The sequence below is a fragment of the Microcoleus sp. AT9b-C3 genome, assembly GCF_036705485.1.
In the GTDB taxonomy this organism is placed as follows: domain Bacteria; phylum Cyanobacteriota; class Cyanobacteriia; order Cyanobacteriales; family Microcoleaceae; genus Microcoleus.
In genome coordinates this window covers 46019-66571 of record NZ_JAUBUR010000033.1, presented here as the reverse complement: position 1 = coordinate 66571, position 20553 = coordinate 46019, and the positions used below count along the sequence as shown (strand labels likewise).

Here is a 20553-nt window from a genome sequence, read left to right as displayed (position 1 = left end):
TCACGCTCAATAAGACGCGGCTCATATTCTTAATGTTCCATTCTGGATTGGCGGTCGGGGATCGCGTCCAGGGGAGGAAATTAAAGATTAAAAAAGGCAGATCTGGGTGATCGGGAAGACAAGGGAAATTGGGAGATTTGTTACTTGGTAACAAGGCTTTGTGGCAATTTCCGGTTTTCCAGGCAGGGTCGTCATTTAATAATTCTGGCCCCGATCGAACCGAGTACCGCTCCGGGCTTTAAAAGTCTACGCCCCGCTTTAGTTCTACGCCCCGATCGCCGTAGTGTTTGTGACAGTATACCTCGGAGTGTACGCTTGCCAAGTCAAAGTAAGCGTGGGGTTTGTGGCAGCGCCCGGTGATAATAATTTCTGTATCCCGCGGCTTGCGTAGCAGGGCTTCGACGATCTGCTCTACCGGCAGCAGTTCTAAGTCTACTGTGGGATTGAGTTCGTCGAGAATAATCGTTTTGTACCAGCCGCTGGCGATCGCACATTTGGCGATTTCCCAGCCGCGTTCTGCTTCTATGCAGTCTAGCTCTTGCTGTTGCCCCCGCCAAACTATAGCATCTCGGCCGCACCGCTGGTGGTCTACTAGCTGCGGGTAGCTTTGGCGCAAAGCTGCGATCGCCGCATCTTCTGTATAACCGGTGCCACCTTTTAGCCACTGCACGATTAACACTCGGTGAGATTGGTCTTGACTGATACCCCTACCTATTGCCTGCAAAGCTTTGCCCAAAGCGCTTGTAGACTTGCCTTTCCCCGCTCCGGTGTATATTTCGATACCCGAAATATGATGCTCTGCCGCTGCGGGGTGATAGTGGGGCTTCATTTCTGAATGCAAGTCGGCAATCTCCAGCAAAGCTTCCGGGGCCGCTCGGCCTGTGGCGATGACTTCTAAATATTCTGGTTTGTTTTTGAGGGTTTGGACTACTTCGTCAACTGGCAGCAAACCCAAGTCCAATACGGGGTTTAGTTCGTCTAGTACCACGACGGAATAGAGTTCGCTGGCGATCGCTCCTTTGGCGATATCCCAGCCTCGCTGAGCTTCGGCGCGATCGAAGCGGGTGATTGCTTCGGTCCCAAAATATTCGGCTCTGCCGGTACGCACTTGGTCGATCAAGTGGGGAAACGCCCGTTGCAAGGCTTCTATTGCCCCGTCTTCGTCGTAGGAGCGGCCGGGGCCTTTGAGAAAGCGCAGCAACAAGACTCGCGTGGGCGAGTCTGAATTGATACCCAGCCCGATCGACCGCAACACTACTCCCAAAGCTGCTTGAGACTTGCCTTTACCAGCGCCGTCGTAGACGTGAATCTGACCCGCGGCCCGTTCCGACCGGGATGAGGCTGTCCGAATACCAATGCCATTCCTTACCATAATCAGCAGTTGTTTGAGTCTGTATCGGGGTGGGTATTCGATCGCGCGCCTTGAATGTTTAATTTTTCCATTCTGTTGGCGGATCTCAACCGATTATACGATAAGTTCTAACACCCAATCTTTTAAGCAGCGATTTAACGCAATCAGGTGTTCAAACCTCCGGTTAAGATTATTGCGTTTGTGCTGTACAATTAAAATTTAACACGGACTGATATACCTAAAGGCTTATGATTGCGAGTGTTTTCCCATTTCGGACTGTTTTGGTTCAAATTTTAATTATGTTTTTGGCGATCGCGATCGAATCGTGGTTTTTGCAAAAACTACTTAAACTCGGTCCCAAAACCAGCATTGAATATACAGCCATCCTCAATCTATCTTGCACTTGCGTAGGCTGGTTAGTTTTCTTCGGGATTGAAAGCGTTCTTAGCAAAGAATTGCGGGAACAGCTTATCGGTTATATTTTATTAGGACGTGGGGATAATGTTTACGCTCCAATAACTCTGATAGCACTCTCAGTATTAGCAGTAACTTTTCTAGCTAAATGGCAGGGATTAGAATTCATAGAAAACATGGTTTCCGGCAATAAAAAAGCTTCCAAACCTCAGTTTTTAGGACCACAAACCCTCACCCGCCGTGCCCCCAAAAGAACTTTTCAGGTAACTACCCAGTTTGGGGGAATTTTAATCGCCCACACTGTTAGCAATGTCGTTATTTTAACCGTGTTGTTTTTGCAAAGCGTCTATTGAAATTTATGATGAAGCAATTTTTTGATGTCACTCAGCAACTCACTAAGCTGACGAACAACCTTTGGGAAACCAATAAAAAAATCCAAAAGGCGATGATTCCGCCTAAAGTTGTTCACTGGAAGACTCCTTTACTACTCAGCATCTTTTTAGCTTTGCTGACAGTGGCGGCAGTCACTGACTGGCGGACGAGAACTCTGCTTTTTGATATGAGCTGGTTATTTTTTACACTTTCAATGGGTTTGCTGACCAGTCAGCAACCTTTTGTGATTAAAGGAGTAAGTCTGAGTCCGTGGGTGACAAGCATCTTAATTGGCTTGTGGTTGCTGGTAAGATTGCCGTCAGATAGGAAGGAAATAGCGTGGATATCCGGCCCACTGATAGCAGTAGTAGTTCTTGCTATAATAGAGGTTTGGAATAGCGAGTCAAAACGGGAAGGTATCAGGTCGTTGGTACGCCCTCAGTTTTTGATCATTACTCTAGTTCACCTGCTATTTTCCTGTTGGTTTGCTTTTCACTTTTTAATTCAAGGTTGGATACGACAGTATCCGAGCGTTTTATCTCAGGATTTGAGGCAAAGCGATTATGTGGTGACATTTCAACGGCCAACTATTAATCGCTCCCGAGGAGTTGTTATCCTCAATGCAATGGAGGGATACTTGCGAAATGAAGCCCGCACAAAACCGTGGGCGCAGGTAGAACAGATGTTAATAGATATTGACAACGAGCGATTTTTTCTGCGGAATCAAGCCTTAATAACAACTGGGGTAGTCGCAGAAGATGCGAGGTGGGATGTCAAAACTTCGATCGTCCAAGGAGATTCCCGCTATCAGTTAGAGATGCAGGCAACTTGGCTGGGGCTGGTTTTTAGACCGGAAATATATTCGTTTACCAAATCTTGCGAGGTGTTCAATATAGGCAATAGGGCGACTGTAACCTGCGATGCGATCAAACGCTCTCAACCCGGACAGAAAAAAGATGGAACGGCGGGGGACAGTCAAGTTTAATTCTGTCTCTGTTAACTAATTGCGATCGGTATAGCGGGAGAGTGGGAGAGCCTGAGAGTGGCAGCGTCTGAGAGTCTGAGATGGAAAATAATCCTCTTTCTTCCCTCTCCCTTCTTTCCTCTTCCTTCTTCCTTCTTCCTTCTTCCCTCTTCCCTCTTCCTTCTTCCCTCTTCCTTCTTCCCTCTTCCTTCTTCCCTCTTCCTTACACTAAAGTATGGCGAAAGTTTTCAGCGGGTTAATAACTAGATGAATTTGAGAAGAATCTTGACAGTTGCGACCAATGTATTTTGGGAAGTAATTCGCGATCGCATCCTTTACTTAATTATTATTTTTGCTCTGTTGATGGGCGCATCGGTACGGTTGATACCGGAATTGGCGGCGACAACCGAGAAGAAAATCATCTTAGATATCGGTTTGGCTGCTATGAGCCTCCTCGGTCTAATTGCCACAGTCTTTGTGGCTACCGGACTGGTCAACAAAGAAATTGAAAAGCGGACTGTTTATCTGTTAGTTGCTAAGCCGATAAGTCGGGCGGAGTTAATTGTGGGCAAGCACTTAGGGCTGTCGGCGGTGCTGGCGGTGCTTGTAGCAGCAATGACTGTTATCTATCTGGCTATTCTGAGTTTGAGCCGCATTCCTTTCCCTTTGGAAAGCATTTTAATCGCTTCGTTGTTTGTCTGGTTTGAGCTCTGTCTCATGGCTGGTGTCGGGATATTATTTGGGGTTTTTAGCAGTTCGCTGCTGGGAACTTTACTGACATTTGGCGTTTATTTAATGGGACATTCGACGCGGGATTTAGTGGCTTTGGGTAAGTTAACTAAAAATCCTGGCCTTGAACAATTGATGATGGGACTTTATCTGGTTTTGCCGGATTTAGCCAGATTCAATTTGAGAAACGATGCTGTTTACGGACAAGTTCCTTACTTGGCAGGTTTGATTACAGATGCTGGCTACGGTTTGCTGTATGTGGTGCTGCTGCTGTCAATTGCGATCGGCATATTTTCCCGTAGGGAATTTTAAAAAGCGCATTCCGCACCTTCAGGGTAATTGTTTGTAGTGAAGACTAAAATCCTCACTACAAACAATTTTATTATCGACTTAGCGCGCTAAGATATAGAGAAGGTAATCGAGTACCAATCTCGACTAAAACTATAATTTTTATTGGTAAAATGAGGTGACTTATGAATACTGTAATTCACAAACCGATATCGCAGCTCAAGATTACTTGGCCGCTGCTACCCGATGATTTCATCCTACCAGACGACCCCGTGGAAAATATAGAACATCCTTTAATCTCTAACGCTTTGCGCCAGTCGGTAGTGGATTCCCCGGAACTAATGCAAGACGCACTAATAGTTTCTAATTTTGCTTTGTGCGCTGCAGTGGACGATCGCACTATTTGCAAAGCCCCAGACTGGATGTACGTGCAGCCGGTGCAACCTTGGCCTCACAACTATCCCCGCCGCAGTTACACCCCTCATACCGAAGGAACAGTCCCTTTTGTAGTGATGGAATTTCTATCAGCTACTTACGGCGATGAATACTCTGTAGAACACACAGAAGAAATCGGCAAGTGGTTTTTTTACGAACAAGTAATCAAAGTTCCTCGCTATGTCATTTTTCGCCCGCATACAGGCCGAATAGAAGTTTATGCGCTTGAATCAGATCGTTATGACAATCAAAATCCTGATGAAAACGGCCGTTATTTAATACCTGGATTAAATCTATTTTTGGGTGTGTGGCAGGGAACTCGCGAAGGTAGAACGGGATATTGGCTGCGCTGGTGGACGGCGGCCGGAGAACTGCTTTTGTGGCCGGAAGAAAGGGCAGAAAATGAACGCCAGCGGGCAGAAAATGAACGCCAGCGAGCAGAAAATGAACGCCAGCGAGCCGATCGCCAACAGCAAGACAAAGAGTTAGCCGAGACGCTGCTGGAACAGGAAAGACAGCGAAATCAAGAACTTTTGGCTCGATTGGCAGCCCTCGGTATCGATCCAGAATAGCATTAGAAGTCCGATGTCCGTCGGAAGAAGGAACAGGTTCAAGGGAAGAAGGGAAGCCGATCGAGATATGCTTTCTTCATCCTTGCTTTCTTTAGTTTGCTTTCTTACTTCTCTGTTGGTAACAAAAAGTTGAAATTATGTTAGTAGAAAAACTCGAACAATTAAAAGATATTTTCGCACAGATGGAACGGGCTTTGATTGCCTACTCCGGCGGAATTGACAGCACTTTGGTGGCAAAAATCGCTTTTGATGTGTTGGGCGATCGCGCTTTGGCAGTTACTGCTGTTTCCCCGTCTTTACTGCCAGAAGATTTAGAAGATGCCCGCATTCAAGCAGCAGAAATTGGCATTGCCCATCAGGAAGTAGAAACTCAGGAAATGGCAAATCCCAATTACACTTCTAACCCGGTTAACCGCTGCTATTTCTGCAAAAGCGAACTGCACGATACTTTGAAACCCCTAGCACTAGCAAAGGGTTATCCTTACGTGGTGGATGGGGTTAATGGTGATGATTTAAAGGATTACCGTCCCGGAATTCAGGCTGCGAAGGAACGCGGCGCGCGATCGCCATTAGCCGAAGTAGGCATGACTAAATTGGAAGTGCGACAATTGGCAAAAGAATTGGGTTTGCCTTGGTGGGACAAACCGGCTCAACCTTGTTTGAGTTCGCGCTTTCCATACGGCGAAGAAATCACCGTTGGAAAGTTGCAAAGAGTGGGGCGCGCCGAACGGTATTTGCGACAGTTGGGACTGAAAAATTTGCGAGTGCGATCGGACGGAGATACGGCGCGGATTGAGTTACCCGCAGAGGAGATTCAGGATTTTGTGGTAAATACGGATTTGCCTGCATTAGTCGCGGTGTTTCAGGAGTTTGGTTTTGTGTACGCGACTTTGGATTTGGAAGGGTTTCGCAGCGGCAAATTAAATCAGGTTTTGCAGCCACAGTTGTTGCAGGCAAAAGATTGATTAATTTTCCCGAATACAAAAAATTTCTCATGATTGATGTAGTGTGGCACATCGACAAAGGGGAACCATGTCAATCGAACCTTTACCTTTGTTGATGTGGGAACTTATACCTTTCGGCGTTGCTTAATCAGGGTATGAAAAAAATCACTTGAAAATCCAAAAGCTTTGTGGATACTGGTTTCTATGACGGGCATATTTAACGTTTCATACCGTAAATCAGCAACGCCCAACGCCCGAGTCTTATCAAGGAGTAGTTGGCTGAATTTGCTGCGGCTGCTGATTTTGGAGCTGAAGTTGCTGCTGCTCGATCTCGAGTCGCCGATTGTCAAGATCGATTTGTCGCTGTCTGTCTTCGAGTTGCAAGCGTCTGTCTTCAAGTTGCAGCAATCTGTCTTCAGCTTGCCGCTGTCTGTCTTCACGTTGTAGCTCTCTGTCTAGCTGTCTGTCTTCACGTTGTTCGCGAAGCTGTCTGAGCTGATTTCGCCGCTGGAAATCTCCTCCCAAAAATAAGTTTTCAAAAGCGTTGATAGTTGTTTGAAACCCAGTAAAAACACCGCTAACAGCGCTGATCCCAGTTGCTACTCCTGTTATTGGCTGCAAGAAACTGTTGATATTGTCTGCTACCCTAGCATACCCCGATCGCGCTACCAGAATCACATCGTCGTTGCGCAGAGTGGGGTTATTATTAGGATTCAACCCTTGAGCAAAATCCACCTCGATCGTGCGGCGAGAAACAGTACCGTTGGGGTTCAATCGCAATAGCTCCACTCTGTCTTTTTTAGCCCGCAATTGATTGAAACTGCCTGCGGTCAGTAAAGCTTGGTGCAGGGATGTACTAGGCCGCACCTGCAAAGCCCCAGGCCTAATTACTTCTCCTACAATATTGATGCTAATCGCGTTCGGAGAAAAACTGCTATTTGCTACTTGAGAAACTTCAGCTAAGTCTACAGTAGCTGCTGTCGGGATAATTACGCTATCTCCTTCTTGCAGCAAAATATCTTGAGTTGAGTCGCCTTTTTGCAGCAAGTCCCAGAGATTTACCATGATAGTTTGTTCATTGCCACCTCTGACTCGGCGGCGGATTTGCACGCGGCGAATGTCAGCTTCTGTAGTGATACCACCAGCAATTTTCAGTGCTCTAGTTATTGTTGGTAAGCCCACAACTGCTCCTTGCTGTTGGTCGATAGATACAAAACTCAACTCTGTTTGTTGGTTGCTCGATCGCACATCCGAAGCAAATACAGTATAAGGCCCCGGCCGGTTTACTTCCCCGACAATTACCACGCCAATTGGTTTAGTAATATCAGCGGAAAAATTAGCACTGGCTCTTTGACGAACTTCTTGAGTATTCAGGGCCCTTGCTGTCGGTACAAAAATTGTATCTCCATCTCGAATGGTGACATCTTGACGCAAATTTCCCGTGTCTAAAAAATCCTGCAAATCAACAGTAGTAACTTGCTCCGGCCCGCCTCTGCGGGGACGGCGAATTTGGACATTTCGCATATCTCCTCCTGATGTCACCCCTTGTGCAAGTTGCAGCATTTCCATCAAAGTCGGGAATTTTACTCCTCCTCCTTCTCTAGTGGGATTAATCTTGTAGGAACCCGGGCGAGTAACTTCACCTGCAAGACCTATATTTAGGGGGCGAGCGACGACCAGAGTTACGGTAACAACGGGAACATTGATGAAGGGTTCGTATCGCTGGGTAATCACATTAGCAGCTTGTTGCAGCGTCAACCCTTGAATTGAGACGCTGCGAATGATGGGCAAATTGAGCGTCCCGTCAACTAACACTTGATATTCCTTGCTGAATTCAGGGACGCCGAATATCTCTAAAGCAATGCGATCGCCCGACCCTAAAGTATAAGCTGCTTCTTGTGTCAGGGAACCAGAATTGCCGCTCGGCGGCAAACTCGAACCCGGAAGAGGTGGCGGCGGTACTCTGGGTCGATTTGGGGTAGGAGTGGCTCCAGGAGTTCTGACGGCAGGCAACTGAGCTATACTGGGCAGCGAACTCAATAGCACCAGGAGTGCTGACAAACTCAGACTTGTAGCGGTTTGAATGGTATGTTTCATCTTTCTTCCCTGGTGGCAGCCTGCCATTGAACAAGAGCCATTTAGCTAGTTGATTTTAGTTCATTTTCCCTGCTGTCCAGTGTAGCCTCGCTTCGCTCAAAAATCCACAGGTGCAAGCATAAAAATTGTGCGATCGCACTTAACTATTTTGCCCCTTGTTTGTAAAGAAACTGTAAAGCCCGCCAACTGTTGTCAGGATTACGAGCTCGTTTGAGCAAAATTCTTCATACATAACTCGGAATACAAATCAACCCGCCACAGAAAGGAGATAGGAAAAAAACACCGTGATTTGAAGTATTATGTTAAATAATTCTCTCTGCAGGACAAATACAAGTGTCGCTAAAACTGGATCAAGTAATTCCCTGGGGACGCTGCTTGGATGAATACATAGGAATGTTTAGCTTGACATCAAGTGACCTCAAGCTAAACATTCTTGATTGTGCCGCCGGCCCGGCAAGTTTCAATGCCGAAATGACTCGCCAAGGTAAAAACGTAATTTCTTGCGATCCAGTTTATCAGTTTACTGCGGTGGAAATTGGCGATCGCATCCAAGAAACATATCAAACTGTGATTGACGGTGTTAAGGCCAATTTAGACGGCTACCTGTGGAATAATTTTGAATCGCCGTACCAGCTAGGCGAAGTGCGAATGAAGACGATGCAGGAATTTTTAGAAGATTTTCCATCAGGTTTGCAGCAAGGTCGCTACCTGAATGCTGAGCTGCCAGTTTTGCCTTTCGAGAACTGTCAATTCGATTTAGCTTTGTGCAGCCATTTCTTATTTGCTTATTCTCACCTGCTTTCCGAAAAATTTCATCTAGAAGCAATTACAGAAATGTGTCGGGTTGCGACGGAAGTCCGGGTATTTCCTCTGTTGCAGAGTTTTAGCGGTGAGGAATCAGAGCACTTAAATCCGATTATCACAGAATTGAAAAAGAGAAGTTTTAGTGTAGAAATTCAAGAGGCTCCTTATGAGTTTCAAAAAGGCGGGAATAAAATGCTGCGAGTTAGCAAAAAAAGCTCAGCATAAAAGTAAGCCTAATTTATTATGCTGTTATGGAAACCAAATAACAGCCATTAATTCGCCAACTCTTATCAAACTGTTTTTCCATGAGATAAATGGCTCGGATTGGGATGCCTTCGGAGTCCAGCAACAGCACCGACTGAGCGGGAATCCCTTCTACAGTGGTGAGGTTTTCAAATAATACCGAGCGCGGACGGTAAACAGCTTCATAAGCAATTTTTACCATGTTCATAAAGTTTTCTGCTGTGCGAAACTGCTGCTGAATTCCGGGACTAGCGAAGGCAAAAGCCCCAGCAGCATCGTCTTTTTGAAATGCTTGTAGTTGCTGTTCTACGACTGAGCGAATGGTAGCGCGATCGCTTTCACTTATAAGCATATTTTTAATGATTTGTCAAGAGATGGGAGTGTCGAATAGTTACTATTATAGCGCTCCCACTTAAAGGCGATTGTCTGGCGGGATGGCTGGGAAGCTGTCAGGGCGATCGAGGTTTATTTAAACCCCCGGCGGACTACAGACATTAGTGGTAAAATTGGTTAAAGACTTTAAGAATTGTCAAAATGCTAAGCAGCGCCGCATTGAGGAAAACAGGGTCGGGGTGGGAATTTGCAAGTGAAGAAGCGTTAGAAGATTTTGTCGAAGTTCACTTGCAAAGTTTGCTCGGTTTGACAGTCATCAAGCGGCAATTCACGGTCAACGAGCAAAGATGCGATATTATAGCGGTGGACGAGAATAAACGGTTAGTTGTGCTGGAGTTGAAAAACGGCGAAGATAGATATGTCGTTCAGCAGTTAACCCGTTATTACGATGCTTTGTTAGAACACAAACCTTTTGCCGATCGCGTGGATTACGCTCAACCCGTTCGATTAATAGCAATTGCGCCCAAATTTCACAGGGATAATTTTACAGACAGGAAGTATCACGGGCTATTTTTTCAGTTTTTGCAATTTGCGATCGTTCCTGACGGGGAAAAATTATATTTACAATTGAAAGATGTAGATGCCGAACATATTGCGCGAGTAGAGATTACATATCGAGAACAATACAGCAACGAAACTCTATCTGAACCGCCAAGGTTGCTTTTAAAATTTATCAAGCAATGTAATGAAACTGAACGCGAAGGAGTTTTGAGCGTTCGCAGACAGATTCTAGGCTGTGATAGACGGGTCAAGGAACTTACTGACTCTAGTAGTATTAAGTATGGTCTAGGTAAAAATAAATTGATTGCTGAATTTAGATTTGATCCCAGACGAAATAGCCCTGCAATGTTTTTATGGCTCCCACTTCCCAGAGGATACAACAATAATAAAATCCTAGCTAGAATGAGAATTTGGACGAATTGGGAAATAGTCACAGATACAGGTTATATTCGCAAGGGAATTGGCATAATGATTAATGAGAGTGAGTACAAGCTGGGTCTGGTTTCTCCTTCAGCTAAGTTAATGCCTGATACCTCCTATAGGGCATTAGGTGCCAGGGATAGATTTGTGAACGATCCAGCATACAGAGACAATTATGTTATGAATAATTTGGCATCTTATGTGAGCAAGTATGGACGAAGCTACCGTCACGGTTCGCCATTAGCGATGTCCATAACATACTATTTCAAGATAATTGGAAAAAGTGACGAATCCACTTCTTTAGAAAGAATAGTTAATTTAGCTTTAGAATCAAGATTGGTAAAACTATAAGGGAGAACTAACAAATACGATCGCACCCCATCACCCCTTACCCAATCCACGATCCATCTGCGTCTATCTGCGTGCATCTGCGGTTAAAAAAAATCAAATCAATAGCTTCGCAACAAATCAAATTACCAAACTTTGATATAATATTACACCTAGAAGCAAAACTCAAACCAACTCATGCCACAAACAGTCTGGATCGCACGACACGGAAACCGCATCGACTTCGTTCACCCCGACTGGTTTCTCACCGCAGAACGCCGCTACGATCCTCACCTTTCCGAAGACGGTCACGTTCAAGCTAAACAACTCGCCAATCGCCTCAAAGGTGAAGGAATTTCTCATATTTTTGCTTCCCCTTTTCTGCGAACTGTCCAAACAGCAAATCATGCGGCAGAAGCTCTCGATTTGTCAATTAAACTAGATTGGGGATTGTGCGAATGGCTGAATCCTGAATGGATGACAGAAATGCCGGAAACTGAGTCCGTCGAAGCTTTGTGCAGCCGCTTTCCCAGGATTGATGCTTCCTACAAAGGCGGTATTGCTAATTATCCCGAAACTGGGGAAGCTTGTCTCAAAAGGGCGGGGGAAACTGCTAAACGCCTCGCGGCAGAGTTTCCCGAGGATATGTTATTAGTAGGTCACGGTGCGTCGGTTTTAGGAACTGCGATCGGGCTGGCTGCCTGTGCTGAAACGGAAATTAACGCTTCTTTGTGCTGTTTGGTGAAAGTGGTGCGGGATGAGGGAGAATGGTCGATCGCACTTAATGGCGATACTTCTCACCTGACTGACTCTGAAACCGTGATCCGGTTTAATTAAAGTTGAGATTCGTGCGAAAAATCGCATTTTATGCTATGTGTGTAAGGTGCGCAGTGCACACCCTACGTTTATTCGATCTCGATCGCACATTTTAAATCGAAAAGCTTAAATCGGTATGGCAGGACACAGTAAGTGGGCGAATATTAAACGCCAAAAAGCTAGAGTTGATGCCGTTAAAGGCAAGGTTTTTGCTAGAATATCTCGCGAAATTATTGTCGCGGCCCGCAGCGGAGTTCCCGATCCCGCTGGCAATTTTCAACTGCGGACGGCTATAGAAAAAGCGAAGGCGGCGAGTATTCCTAATGAAAACATAGAAAGGGCGATCGCCAAAGGTGCTGGCTTAGCCGGGGGAAGTTCGGATTTAGAAGCTATTCGCTACGAAGGTTACGGCGTTGGCGGGGTTGCTATTCTGATTGAAGCGCTGACAGACAACCGCAACCGCACGGCGGCTGACTTGCGAGAAGCTTTTACTAAAAATGGTGGCAACCTGGGCGAAACTGGTTGTGTGGGCTGGATGTTTGACCACAAAGGGGTTTGTACGGTACGCGGCCCGATTGATGAGGAACAATTGTTTGAAGCGTCGCTAGAGGCGGCTGCGGAATCTTATGATTTGATATTAATTGATGAGGATACTGAAGGTGCAGAGGTATTTACAAGTGTGGCTAATTTGGAACAACTGGCTGATGTTTTGAAACAAAAAGATTTTGCTGTTTTGCAGTCGGAAAATCGCTGGATTCCCAGCAATACAGTGGAAATAGACACTCCTGAAAAAGCTCGATCGCTCCTTAAGTTAATGGATGCACTGGAAGATTTAGACGATGTGCAAAGTGTGACGGCGAATTTTGAAATGACAGATGAATTGATGTCTTTGAGTATGGTATAACGCTCTAAATCACCAGATTTTTGCCATCCGCAAGACAAATCCCGGTAACTCTGGATCGGCGCTGACTGTTTCAGGATTATCTAAGATTTCAGGTTCGCGATCGGGACGGTAGATGTAGACTTTTCTATTTTTGCGATCGAGCAAAAAGCCGAGCGATACACCGTTCTCAATATATTCTTGCATCTTGTTTTCCAATCCCTTGAGAGTGTCACTAGCCGACCGCAATTCAATCACAAAGTCTGGACAAATCGGTGCGAATGAGGCTTTTTGTTCTTCAGTTAAGGCATTCCAGCGCTCTAGTTTAATCCATGAGGCATCGGGGGATCGGGTTGCTCCATTCGGCAAGGTAAAGCCTGCACTAGAGTCAAACGTTTCACCTGTGCCATCTTGTTCTGCCCAGTTCCCAAGTTGCTGAGCAATCTTACTGTTTCGATTCCCTGTATCTGAAAAGGCGGGTGACATAATGATGACTTCCCCACTGGCTGTACGCTCAATTCTCAAATTGCGATTAACTAGACAGAATTCATAAAACTGTTCAACAGTCATCGATTGAATCGCAGGGAAATTGACCGTCAGTGGGACGCTTTCGGTTTGAATTAGCAGCGTCGTCATGGTTTTTCCTTTTTTTGGTGCAGGGGTGATAGAATACCTTGAGCTTACACTATTTTAGCTTGGCGATCGCAAGTCTTAGTCGATCGCGGATTCGGAGTCTTGTATCCGTTTTTGGGCTGGGTCAATCGATTTTAGATTTTAGATTTTAGATTTTAGATTTTAGAATTGAAGCATTGACCCCACGGATAAATTCGGGGGCTTGTCGATCGGATACAGGTTTTTTATTTCTGGGTCCTGAGTCTGCGCGTTGGAATGAATCCGGGGGCTTGTACCCTGGATGCTTTCAGTCAATAATCTTTTTTCCCAGTTAGCAAATAAGTAACCATGTATCCCTTGCCCTTAACTTGAATGGCGCCGCGCTTCTGAAAAGTATATTTATCTTTTAATATCTCGTAGGTTTCGGCGGTGACTTGAATGCAGCCGGTAATCCCGTGGGATTCCATGCGCGAAGCAATATTTACTGTGTCGCCCCAGAGGTCGTAAATAAACTTTTTTAAGCCGATAACGCCGGCAACGACAGGGCCACTGCTAATCCCGATCCGAATGCTGAAAGGTTCCGAATGTTCTAAACTCAGCAGCCTAATTTCGTGCAACATATCGATCGCCATGTTCGCAACCGCCTCGGCGTGATCGTCTCGGGGTGTAGGCAAACCGCCGACAACCATGTAAGCGTCACCAATAGTCTTAATTTTCTCCAAACCGTGGCGATCGGCCAAGTGGTCAAAAGCGGAAAAAATATCGTTGAGCACTTCCACCACCGCCGTCGCTGAAATTCTCGACGAAAGTTCTGTAAACCCCACAATGTCGGCAAACATCACAGTTACTTCCGCAAAACTTTCGGCGATATTGTGTTCATTGTCCTTCAAACGCAGGGCGATCGCTGCGGGCAAAACGTTTAGCAGCAATTGCTCGGATTTAGCTTGTTCGAGTTCCAACTGTAGGTAAGCAGCCTGCAACTGTTCGGCTTGGCGAATTCTTTCTCGGGCTAGCTTTTCGATTTGGGCCGTCCGGCTCAAAGATGTCAGCATATATGTCACCGGAATCAGAGTCCACAGCATCCCCATCGTCAGAGTTCCCCAAGAGCGCCAGTGCTTGCGAAGCCTGCGAATTTCCGGCGTTGCCGACACGTACATAGACCACTGGCGGCCGCTAATTTTCAGCCGCCTTCTGCAAGCTGTATAGTTCGGGCCTGGATTGTCAAGAATCGGGCAGTTTTGTAGGAGAGAGGGTTTCGCAGCGGCTGATGCTGGAAGCACTTGTTGGCTGGCGGATTGGAACTGCACCGCAAATTGCTGAATTTGGCGCTCAGCAGGGAGATTTTTGAGAACCGGGTTCCCCGTTTGCGGTAACAGCGACCCTGCTTCTTGCTTGTCTGGAGCCTCGCTAACGAGATAAATATTGAGGTAGTCGGTATTGCGTCCTTTTAAAGAGGTTTGGAAAATATCTTTGCCTCGAAATACGCCCAGAACAAATCCTTGTAGCAGTTGGCGACGGGATTCCAGGGTAGTCGGTTTACTGCTGTTTTCGTAAATCGGAACTATAGCCAAAAGGCCCTGTTCCGGGGAATTGCCCTGAGTTAAGCCGATGTAGTTGGTGACAATCATTTCTCCTGTATCGCGCCCTCGATCGAGCGCGAGGCGGATTTCTGGGTGGGAGGCGAGGTCAAAGCCTAATACTGTCTCGTTTCCGGCTGGTGGTTCGACGTAGAAAGCCGGGAAGTATTCGGAACGCTGGAGGGCCTTGCGGAGTTCTCCTCGCGGGCCGCGCTCTGTAATCTCGAAGCTGGGATCGGTTTCGCTTCTAGCTTTAGTTTCGTAGTCGCGCCGCTGGGAATTGGGGACACGGGGGGCCCAAGCCAGGAGTTGCAGGCTGGGGTGGACGGATAGGGGACGGGCGACAAACCGAGCAAAAGAGGAACGCTCGACGGCGCTGAAGGCTTTCATGTAGTCGCTGAGGGCGAGAACAGTATCTAAGTCGGAGTTAAGCTGGCGTTCGATGCCGATCGAAATATCGTCAATGCGGCGGTGCATTTCGTAGTCGCGGCGCTTGTCTTCCCAGTCCCAAACCAAGGCGAATGTCAGAAGCGACAGTCCCACACCCAAACCCAGCGTCAACCCGGCTGGAATGTAGCGAGACCAGGATAAAGGTAGTTTTTTCAGCATAATTGCCTAGCGAATAAGGGCTGCAGATTAGCACACCGCTGAGTGCGATTTGTTCCGGCCTCTGAGTGCGGTTAATTCAAAACCCTGATAACTCAAGCACCGACGGCAATTGGGAAGTGAACTAACCTGACGGTCAACTGAGTACAGTTAGACCGCAGGCTTCTTTTTCCTTTTTTGCAAAGGCTTTTTTGAGTGACGAAGTTCCCCCGCCACTTTGGTAATCCAGTCCAATCTTTTTGATAAGCTTGGCTGAATTTTCATCTCGATCCAAAGATTCTCCACACTGACAAGAATGCCACCGATCCGACAATTCCTTCGGTACTTTATTGAGGCAATTCCAACAATACTGAGAAGTTCCTTTGGGGTCGATAAATAAAACGCTTTTACCTAATTTCCAAGCAATATATTTGAGGACGCTGGCGAATTTACCGTGAGCAGCGTCAAGCATTGATTTGTTCAGTCCACTTTTAGCAGCTTGACCATTTGGCAAATAAACCAAATTGCCATTTTCAATATCAGTTTTAGGCTGGGCGCGTCTAGTTAGATTCTTTATACTCAAATCTTCAACAATCAAAACATCACACTTGTCAAAAAGTTCATGCGCTGCTTTGAATTGAAAATCCAGCCTTGCCCTGACTACAAATTGATGGAGTTGGGAAATCTTGCTCTTGATAATTTGCCAAGGTTTAGAATTCTTGACTCTATTAGCCAGTTTCGATTGAAGTCTTGCTAGCTTCTCGGCAGATTTCCTCAAAAACCTGGGATTTTCGATTCTGTCGCCAGTGGAAAGATAGACATAATTGGTGATTCCCCGATCGATACCGAGACTGTTTTCTTCGGTCGGTTGAATTTCTACAACCGTTACTGGAACCGTTTTATCTTCTAGAGTTAGGGAGATATACCACCCATCCGCTTCTCTAATAACTGTTCCCGTCTTAACCTTGAAACCTTGGGGTATTGAACGATGAAATACCATCGGCACTTGACCTATTTTTGCAAGGTCAATACAAATTCTATTTTGCTCATCCTTGACAATATCAAGATTGTCTAATTGAGCGTAAGTAAAAGATTTGTAGTAGTGAAAACCTTTAAACTTAGGTTTTCCCCTACGATTTCCGTTTTTGTCCGGTGTTGTAAAATTCGAGAAAGAAGTTTCCACTCGATTAACCACATCCTGCAAAACCTGAGAATCCAAGTTCTTATATTCAGGAAGTAGTTTCTTAGTGTTTTTCAAGTCGGCTAGCTGTATCGTTTGCCATTGAACGTAACCGCCCTCAATGTTTGAAAAAACATCACCCTTCAAGGTCAGAGGATTGCCCAATTCATCCTTTTTCCTGCCATCCCTAGTTTGCGTTCTAGTTAAGGGGATGTTTTGGTAAATCTCCTCAACAGGGACTATAGATGCAGTTAAAGGACAAGCATTGATTGGGGTTCTCGTGGACTCCCACCATCTAAATCTTTCGCCCAGTCGATAATTGTACTGTCTACGACAGAGTTCTAGATGTTTTTCGATGGTTACTAACTGAGCTTTTGTGGGTTTGATGCGGTATTTGTACGTTAATTGCATTAGAAACTTCCTTTTTTCGACCTTATTATAGTATAGTTAACCTGTGCCGAAAATACAACACTAATTCAAATATAATTGTCGGTCTACGTCCGCGACGACCGACGCTTCTGGACATCCCTGCTGTGATTTATTCGGGGTACTTCGCTTACGCTCAGATTTATTCCCTCTAAATACACAGAGGGACTTCCCGGCTGTTAGTTCAAAGTTATATCTTGAAACTTTTAGATTAATGGACGATCGCTCAGCAGGGGATTTCAATCCAAAATTCCGCTCCCTGTCCGGGCGCTGAGATGCACCGCAGGCTTCCCTTATGTTTTTCTACCACAATCTGATGGCTGATGGATAATCCTAAGCCAGTTCCAGCCCCTACGGGCTTGGTGGTGAAGAACGGGTCAAATAGTCGCTTGCGAACCTCTTCGCTCATTCCCGGGCCACTGTCGGCGATGCAAATTACAATGCGATCGCAATCACTGAGCTGGTTTTTACTGTGGCTTTTCAAACCAGCTTTTTTCATGAGGGTGCGAATCACGATCGTCCGAGGTTCCGGTTGGTTTTCTAGAGCGTCGATCGCATTGCTGATAATATTTAGAAATACCTGGTTTAACTGACCCGCACAACAGTAAATTTTGGATACTTTTCCGTATTCTTTAATAATTTCAATCCCGTTTTTTATACTTGCCTGATGCAATCTGTGCTGCAAAATTAACAGTGTACTGTCAATTCCTTCATGCACGTCTACCAACTTCATTTCTGATTCATCCAGTCGCGAAAAGTTCCGCAGCGACAACACAATATTACTGATTCTTTCTACTCCTACTCTCATGGAATTTAGCATTTTTGGCAAATCTTCCTTCAGAAAGTCTAACTCTAACTCCTTAACTTTTTCAGCAATCTGAGGCACTGGGGACGGGTAGCATTCCTGGTAGAGACTTAAGAGTTCTATTAAATCATGAAAATAGTTGTATGTATGACAAATATTGCCGTTAATAAAAGTTGCTGGATTGTTTATTTCGTGTGCGATGCCAGCCACCATCTGACCGAGACTCGACATCTTTTCGGATTGAACTAATTGGATTTGAGCGTTTTGTAGCTTTTCGTAGGCTTCTTGCAATTGGGCGGCTTGTTTTCTTAATTGAGATTCGGAAGCTTGGAGTGCGGCGGCGGAAATTTTGCGGTTCGTTATATTTTCAATCATCCCTAAGTTGTAAAGAGGTTTTCCTTCGCCGTCTCGAATCAAAGTTGCTGTCACATTTACCCAAACAATTTTACCTGTAGCGGTAATCTGACGGAGTTCGATTTGATAGTGAGTAATTTCTCCCCGCTCAAGAGAATCAGCAACTTGGATATTTTTTGGAGAATCGTCGGGATGCCCAAGTTCTATAAATGTTTTGGCGAGCAATTCTGATATGGTATATCCCAGCATTTCGCAATAAGTTTTATTGACCCGCACTAACTGGTTATCATCTAAATTAGCTAAGTAGATAGCGATGGGTGCATCTTCAAAAATTGTGCGAAATAGTTCTTCGCTGGCACGGACTTTAGCTGCTAGCGAAAGCCTATCGGTGATGTCTTCAAAAGTAGACAAAATGCCGACAACATTGCCGGAATTGTCGTGTAAAGGTATTTTATTTGTATCCAGACAGCACTGGGTGCCGTCGGCTTGCATTTTGGATTCTATGATGTGATATTCTGGGGTGTTGGTTGCCATGATGCGGCGGTCGCAGGCTCGAAAAAATTCAGTTTCTTCCGGTTTCCAGGGCATATCGAAGTCGGTGAGACCGGCGATTTCACTGGGGTGATTGAAACCTGCGACTTTGGCAAAGTTTTTGTTGCCTCCCAAGTAAACTAAATCTCGATCTTTCCAGGCGATTAACTGAGGGATGTTATTGATTACCAACCACAGCATTTTTTTGGAGGTTTCCAAGGCTTCCGTGCGTTCTAGGACGCGCTTTTCAAGTTCTTGATTAGCTTGTTGCAGGGCCATTTTTGATTCGCTGAGGGCGATTTCTGCTAGCTTGCGATCGCTGATGTCGATTGTCACCCCTTCCCACAGTATATCGCCCCCCGGTTGCAGTTCAGGGCGAGCGATGCCGCGAATCCATTTCAGTTTTCCCGATCCGGTTACGATCCGCCCTTCATATATCCAAGGTTTTAGAGTTTGGCCTGAAATTGCGATTGATTCTAACAGATTGTTTAGGTCTTCTGGATGCACCATTGACCACATTAAATTGGAGTTTTGTTGAATTTTTTCAGGCTCTAATTCGTAGAGTTCCCAACAGCCGGAACTCACATAAATGAATTCATTTGAACCGTCGGGATGCAGCAAGTATTGATAAATCATTCCCGGCACGTTGGCGGCCATTTTTTGGAATCTGGCTTCGCTTTGCTGCAGTGCTGATTCTGCAAGTTTGCGATCGCTAATGTCAATCAACAAGCCATCCCAAATAATGTTATCTTTTTCGCCCTGTTCTGGCCGCGAAGCCCCGCTAATCCACTTAATCCGATCGCCCGGAAAAACAAATCTGCCTTCCCACCGCAAAGGCTCTAAAGTTTTAGCTGAGATAGCAACAGACTCCCGGAAGCTGGGCGCATCGTCTGGATGAATCATTTCGATCGCGGGAATAGCTGAGTTTTGCAGTACATCTGGTTCTAATTCCCAGAGTTCGCGGCAGCCGGAACTGACGTAGGGGAATGACATAGTGCCGTCTGCTGCTAACTGAAATTGATAAATCATCCCGGGAACGTTGGCGGCTAGCTTTTGAAACCTCGCTTCGCTTTGCCGTAGTGCTGTTTCTGCTTCTACGCGATCGGTAATATCGTAAAATGCCGATAAAATTGCGGCTTCGCCGTTAAAATTAATCGCTCGCATCGAAATTTTTACCCAAAAAAAACTGCCATTTGCTTTCTTGAGGCAGATTTCTTCGCGGTCGGCCAAGCCGTTTTGTTTTACTAATTCTATCAATTGACTGCGGTCTTTAATATTGGCATAAAGTTCATTTTTTTTGCGTCCGATAAGTTGTTCTGGACTCACATCTAAAGTTTCTCCGAGGGCAGGATTTGCATACAAAATGACGCTATCTTCGAGGCGCGTAATTGACATGGCAACGGGAGTCACAGTGGCGATCACGCGCAATCTTTCTTCGCTTTCTTGCAGGGCTGTTTCTGCTGCTACTCTTTTGGTAATATCGTTCTGAACTCCGATAAAATGAGTTAATTTTCCCTCATTGTCTAGGATGGGGGAAACCATTAATTCATTCCAAAAAGGAGTTTTGTCTTTGCGATAATTTTTGATAACTACCTGAATTTCCGTTCCCGCTTGCAAGCTGCGGCGGAGTTTGTTTAATTCGGTCTGATCGGTATCGGGGCCCTGCAAAAATCGGCAGTTGCGTCCAATAACTTCTTGGGTACTGTAACCGGTCAGTTTCTCAAAAGCAGGATTGCAGTAGATAATAGGTGTGTCAGGCTTGCGAGCATCGGCGATGAGGATGCTGTTACTCGATGCTGCGATCGCCCGTTCTAGGAGAGACAGGTTGAAAGAGTCGGTTGTCATCTGTGGCAATATCCAAATTCCCAGGGAGGGGACAGAACAATAAAAATTTATAAACAGCTTGAGCCATTCTTATTGTATAATTTTATTT

16 protein-coding genes are annotated in these 20553 nt (G+C 45.7%); 9 read left to right on the top strand and 7 right to left on the bottom strand.

Annotated features, from left to right (window positions below):
* Nucleotides 1-238: 238 nt before the first annotated feature.
* On the bottom strand, nucleotides 239-1372 hold the full coding sequence (locus QUB77_RS24615) for a cob(I)yrinic acid a,c-diamide adenosyltransferase (protein WP_333170316.1): 1134 nt from the start codon (nucleotides 1370-1372) through the stop codon (nucleotides 239-241).
* A 227-nt stretch (nucleotides 1373-1599) separates the two neighbouring features.
* On the opposite strand from QUB77_RS24615, the gene fraC reads away from it, so the two are divergent.
* From fraC to larE, 5 genes are all read left to right on the top strand, one after another.
* Complete coding sequence (fraC, locus tag QUB77_RS24610) at nucleotides 1600-2118, top strand: filament integrity protein FraC (RefSeq protein ID WP_333170315.1); 519 nt, start codon at nucleotides 1600-1602, stop codon at nucleotides 2116-2118.
* A gap of 5 nt (nucleotides 2119-2123) precedes the next feature.
* Nucleotides 2124-3122, top strand: a complete 999-nt coding sequence (locus QUB77_RS24605; RefSeq protein ID WP_333170314.1) for a DUF5357 family protein — start codon at nucleotides 2124-2126, stop codon at nucleotides 3120-3122.
* 246 nt (nucleotides 3123-3368) lie between these two features.
* Nucleotides 3369-4142 (top strand): ABC transporter permease, encoded by a 774-nt coding sequence (locus QUB77_RS24600; protein ID WP_333170313.1) that lies wholly within the window; start codon nucleotides 3369-3371, stop codon nucleotides 4140-4142.
* 161 nt (nucleotides 4143-4303) lie between these two features.
* Nucleotides 4304-5125: a Uma2 family endonuclease gene (locus QUB77_RS24595; RefSeq protein ID WP_333170312.1), complete on the top strand. Its 822-nt coding sequence runs from the start codon at nucleotides 4304-4306 to the stop codon at nucleotides 5123-5125.
* Between the two features lie 137 nt (nucleotides 5126-5262).
* Entirely contained in the window at nucleotides 5263-6090 is an 828-nt protein-coding gene (larE, locus tag QUB77_RS24590) for an ATP-dependent sacrificial sulfur transferase LarE (protein WP_333170311.1), read from the top strand.
* A gap of 243 nt (nucleotides 6091-6333) precedes the next feature.
* Here the strand turns inward: larE and QUB77_RS24585 are convergent, their stop codons facing one another.
* The gene (locus tag QUB77_RS24585; protein ID WP_333170310.1) at nucleotides 6334-8166 is read right to left on the bottom strand and encodes a polysaccharide biosynthesis/export family protein; all 1833 of its coding nucleotides are present in this window, start codon (nucleotides 8164-8166) and stop codon (nucleotides 6334-6336) included.
* A 333-nt stretch (nucleotides 8167-8499) separates the two neighbouring features.
* On the opposite strand from QUB77_RS24585, the gene QUB77_RS24580 reads away from it, so the two are divergent.
* Nucleotides 8500-9195 carry a class I SAM-dependent methyltransferase gene (locus QUB77_RS24580; RefSeq protein ID WP_333170309.1) on the top strand — a complete coding sequence of 232 codons (696 nt, stop codon included), beginning with the start codon at nucleotides 8500-8502 and terminating at the stop codon, nucleotides 9193-9195.
* Between the two features lie 16 nt (nucleotides 9196-9211).
* On the opposite strand, the gene QUB77_RS24575 is transcribed toward QUB77_RS24580, so the two are convergent.
* The gene (locus QUB77_RS24575; protein ID WP_333170308.1) at nucleotides 9212-9565 is read right to left on the bottom strand and encodes a DUF4864 domain-containing protein; all 354 of its coding nucleotides are present in this window, start codon (nucleotides 9563-9565) and stop codon (nucleotides 9212-9214) included.
* Between the two features lie 182 nt (nucleotides 9566-9747).
* On the opposite strand from QUB77_RS24575, the gene QUB77_RS24570 reads away from it, so the two are divergent.
* From QUB77_RS24570 to QUB77_RS24560, 3 genes are all read left to right on the top strand, one after another.
* The gene (locus tag QUB77_RS24570; RefSeq protein WP_333323576.1) at nucleotides 9748-10878 is read left to right on the top strand and encodes an endonuclease NucS domain-containing protein; all 1131 of its coding nucleotides are present in this window, start codon (nucleotides 9748-9750) and stop codon (nucleotides 10876-10878) included.
* Nucleotides 10879-11052: 174 nt separating this feature from the next.
* On the top strand, nucleotides 11053-11691 hold the full coding sequence (locus QUB77_RS24565) for a histidine phosphatase family protein (protein WP_333170305.1): 639 nt from the start codon (nucleotides 11053-11055) through the stop codon (nucleotides 11689-11691).
* A 115-nt stretch (nucleotides 11692-11806) separates the two neighbouring features.
* Complete coding sequence (locus QUB77_RS24560; RefSeq protein ID WP_333170304.1) at nucleotides 11807-12574, top strand: YebC/PmpR family DNA-binding transcriptional regulator; 768 nt, start codon at nucleotides 11807-11809, stop codon at nucleotides 12572-12574.
* 9 nt (nucleotides 12575-12583) lie between these two features.
* Here QUB77_RS24560 and QUB77_RS24555 read toward each other — a convergent pair whose 3' ends face one another.
* The 4 genes from QUB77_RS24555 to QUB77_RS24540 all read right to left on the bottom strand — a co-directional run bounded on the left by QUB77_RS24555 (nucleotide 12584) and on the right by QUB77_RS24540 (nucleotide 20465).
* A complete protein-coding gene (locus QUB77_RS24555) occupies nucleotides 12584-13186 on the bottom strand; it encodes a Uma2 family endonuclease (protein WP_333170303.1) in 603 nt (200 codons plus the stop codon).
* Between the two features lie 287 nt (nucleotides 13187-13473).
* Nucleotides 13474-15348, bottom strand: a complete 1875-nt coding sequence (locus QUB77_RS24550; protein WP_333323574.1) for an adenylate/guanylate cyclase domain-containing protein — start codon at nucleotides 15346-15348, stop codon at nucleotides 13474-13476.
* 133 nt (nucleotides 15349-15481) lie between these two features.
* The gene (locus QUB77_RS24545) at nucleotides 15482-16915 is read right to left on the bottom strand and encodes a transposase (protein WP_333323572.1); all 1434 of its coding nucleotides are present in this window, start codon (nucleotides 16913-16915) and stop codon (nucleotides 15482-15484) included.
* Nucleotides 16916-17156: 241 nt separating this feature from the next.
* Nucleotides 17157-20465 carry a PAS domain S-box protein gene (locus tag QUB77_RS24540; RefSeq protein ID WP_333170300.1) on the bottom strand — a complete coding sequence of 1103 codons (3309 nt, stop codon included), beginning with the start codon at nucleotides 20463-20465 and terminating at the stop codon, nucleotides 17157-17159.
* Nucleotides 20466-20553 lie beyond the last annotated feature (88 nt).

Bases quoted from the DNA above. Each gene is read 5' to 3' on its own strand.
- QUB77_RS24565 (WP_333170305.1), top strand. From the start codon at position 11,053: ATGCCACAAACAGTCTGGATCGCACGACACGGAAACCGCATCGACTTC.
- fraC (WP_333170315.1), top strand. From the start codon at position 1,600: ATGATTGCGAGTGTTTTCCCATTTCGGACTGTTTTGGTTCAAATTTTA.
- QUB77_RS24585 (WP_333170310.1), bottom strand. From the start codon at position 8,166: ATGAAACATACCATTCAAACCGCTACAAGTCTGAGTTTGTCAGCACTC.
- QUB77_RS24560 (WP_333170304.1), top strand. From the start codon at position 11,807: ATGGCAGGACACAGTAAGTGGGCGAATATTAAACGCCAAAAAGCTAGA.
- QUB77_RS24605 (WP_333170314.1), top strand. From the start codon at position 2,124: ATGATGAAGCAATTTTTTGATGTCACTCAGCAACTCACTAAGCTGACG.
- QUB77_RS24570 (WP_333323576.1), top strand. From the start codon at position 9,748: ATGCTAAGCAGCGCCGCATTGAGGAAAACAGGGTCGGGGTGGGAATTT.
- larE (WP_333170311.1), top strand. From the start codon at position 5,263: ATGTTAGTAGAAAAACTCGAACAATTAAAAGATATTTTCGCACAGATG.
- QUB77_RS24545 (WP_333323572.1), bottom strand. From the start codon at position 16,915: ATGCAATTAACGTACAAATACCGCATCAAACCCACAAAAGCTCAGTTA.
- QUB77_RS24615 (WP_333170316.1), bottom strand. From the start codon at position 1,372: ATGGTAAGGAATGGCATTGGTATTCGGACAGCCTCATCCCGGTCGGAA.
- QUB77_RS24575 (WP_333170308.1), bottom strand. From the start codon at position 9,565: ATGCTTATAAGTGAAAGCGATCGCGCTACCATTCGCTCAGTCGTAGAA.
- QUB77_RS24540 (WP_333170300.1), bottom strand. From the start codon at position 20,465: ATGACAACCGACTCTTTCAACCTGTCTCTCCTAGAACGGGCGATCGCA.
- QUB77_RS24555 (WP_333170303.1), bottom strand. From the start codon at position 13,186: ATGACGACGCTGCTAATTCAAACCGAAAGCGTCCCACTGACGGTCAAT.
- QUB77_RS24600 (WP_333170313.1), top strand. From the start codon at position 3,369: ATGAATTTGAGAAGAATCTTGACAGTTGCGACCAATGTATTTTGGGAA.
- QUB77_RS24595 (WP_333170312.1), top strand. From the start codon at position 4,304: ATGAATACTGTAATTCACAAACCGATATCGCAGCTCAAGATTACTTGG.
- QUB77_RS24550 (WP_333323574.1), bottom strand. From the start codon at position 15,348: ATGCTGAAAAAACTACCTTTATCCTGGTCTCGCTACATTCCAGCCGGG.